Source organism: Streptomyces sp. SID4985, from assembly GCF_009863025.1.
Classification (GTDB): Bacteria; Actinomycetota; Actinomycetes; order Streptomycetales; family Streptomycetaceae; genus Streptomyces.
In genome coordinates this window covers 1-1,266 of record NZ_WWIR01000636.1, presented here as the reverse complement: position 1 = coordinate 1,266, position 1,266 = coordinate 1, and the positions used below count along the sequence as shown (strand labels likewise).

Below are 1,266 nucleotides of genomic sequence, written 5' to 3'. Positions count from 1 at the left end.
GCGCGTCCCGCCCGCCCGCCTTCCCCGCCGCGTCGCACACGCCCGCGCCCGTCACCCCGGCCCGCACTCCGGATCGCACCCCGGACCGCGTGGACGCGCCTCCCGCCCACGCCGACGGCCCCGTCGCCGTCATCTCCCCCCTCGTCCGCCGCATCGCCCGTGACAACGGCGTCGATCTGCGCACCCTGCACGGTTCGGGCCCGGACGGGCTGATCCTGCGCGCGGACGTGGAGGACGTGCTGCGGGCCGAGGCGGCGGTGCGGGAGCGCCCGGCGGCGCCCCCGGCCGCACTGGACACCCCGGTCACTCCGGCCGCGAGCCCCGCGGGGCACCGTATTCCGCTCAAGGGTGTACGCGGTGCCGTCGCGGACAAGCTCGCGCGCAGCCGCCGGGAGATCCCCGACGCGACCTGCTGGGTGGACGCCGACGCGACGGAACTGATGCGGGCACGGGCCGCCATGAACGCGGCCGGGGGACCGAAGATCTCCCTGCTCGCGCTGCTCGCCCGTATCTGCACGGCCGCGCTCGCCCGTCACCCCGAGCTGAACTCGTACGTGGACACCGAGACGCGCGAGATCGTCCAGCTCGACCAGGTGCACCTCGGGTTCGCCGCGCAGACCCCGCGCGGACTGGTCGTGCCGGTCGTCCGGGACGCCCACGCGCGGGACGCCGAGGGGCTGACCGGCGAGTTCGCCCGGCTCACCGAACTGGCCCGCGAGGGGAGGCTCACCCCGGCCGACCTCACCGGCGGCACCTTCACGCTGAACAACTACGGCGTCTTCGGGGTCGACGGCTCCACACCGATCATCAACCACCCCGAGGCGGCCATGCTCGGCGTCGGCCGGATCGTCCCCAAGCCGTGGGTGCACGAGGGCGAGCTGGCCGTGCGTCAGGTCGTCCAGCTCTCGCTCACCTTCGACCACCGGGTGTGCGACGGCGGCACGGCGGGCGGCTTCCTGCGGTACGTCGCGGACTGCGTCGAACAACCGGCGGTGCTCCTGCGCACCCTCTGAGCCCGGCGGGACCGCGCGCACCCTCTGGTCCCGGAGGGACCGCGCACCCTCTGTGCCGGACGGGACATACTCGGAGGGTGACCGACAACGCCCCCGCCGACCCGAGTCCCGCCACGTCCCCGGCCCCGTCCGCCCCCGGGACCGACACCCCGTACGACGCCGTCGTGCTGGCCGGGGGCGCCGCGCGGCGGCTCGGCGGTGCCGACAAGCCGGGCGTCCGGGTCGGCGGCCGTCCGCTGCTCGACCGGGTGCT

2 protein-coding genes are annotated in these 1,266 nt (G+C 75.9%); both read left to right on the top strand.

Features of this window, described 5'->3' with window-relative positions:
* The coding region (locus GTW40_RS27225; RefSeq protein WP_237525743.1) for a dihydrolipoamide acetyltransferase family protein at positions 1 to 1,013 on the top strand (1,013 nt) is incomplete at its 5' end.
* Positions 929 to 1,266, top strand: a 338-nt coding sequence (locus tag GTW40_RS33770) for an NTP transferase domain-containing protein (protein ID WP_343245796.1), incomplete at its 3' end; no start/stop codon positions are given. The genes GTW40_RS27225 and GTW40_RS33770, both read left to right, overlap by 85 nt.